Source organism: Larkinella ripae (genome assembly GCF_054780775.1).
Map to the genome: position 1 here is coordinate 1 of NZ_BAAGVR010000040.1, position 661 is coordinate 661.

Annotated in this window: 1 protein-coding gene; it reads left to right on the forward strand. The window is 54.2% G+C overall.

From position 1 onward, the window contains the following. The coding region (locus tag ACYVHX_RS29605) for a hypothetical protein (protein ID WP_460675341.1) at positions 1-661 on the forward strand (661 nt) is incomplete at both ends.

The following is a 661-nucleotide window of genomic DNA, read 5'->3' on the forward strand; positions in this document are numbered from 1 at the left end:
ATACCACGAAGGCGGGGGTAAGTCTCCGCTGATTGCGGGCGACTACGCCAAAAATACCACATTTGAGAACATTACCGCAATCGACAACGGTGTTGGCATCAGTCTGGACGACTTCGATTCGGACAACGCTGACGGCACCCGCTTCATCAATTGCCACGTTAAAAATACGGTCTACCGCGAAGGGGCCGCGTTTTACAGCGAAGGCGAGCAAACCGGCGAACACCAGGCCGCTGTCATCAACTGCACGGCTACCAACAAGCGCATCGGTGCGGCTTCCTCTGAAAACGCCCGGCTGACCATCAACGGACTGGATGCCCGCTTGTGCCGCAACGCCGTAAAAGGACTCAACAACACCTACGAACTGGTTGCCAAAAACGTAACCGCCATCAAGTGCGGTCATGCGGATCTTGTCAATACCGAGGTCGAGGGCGTCTACACGCTGACCGGCCCGGCTACGCTGATCAACTGCACAGCTGACTCCAGCAACGCCAAATACGATGTGGTCAACTACTCGGCCCTCACCAACCAGACGGGAACGCTTCGGGTGATTGGTGGCAGCTTCAAAAAAGATATTCAGGTAGCCTACGAAAACGGGGGTAATAAATACTTCATCATGCAGGGTACGTACCTGGAAGGGTCGATTATTAACTGGTATAATGCC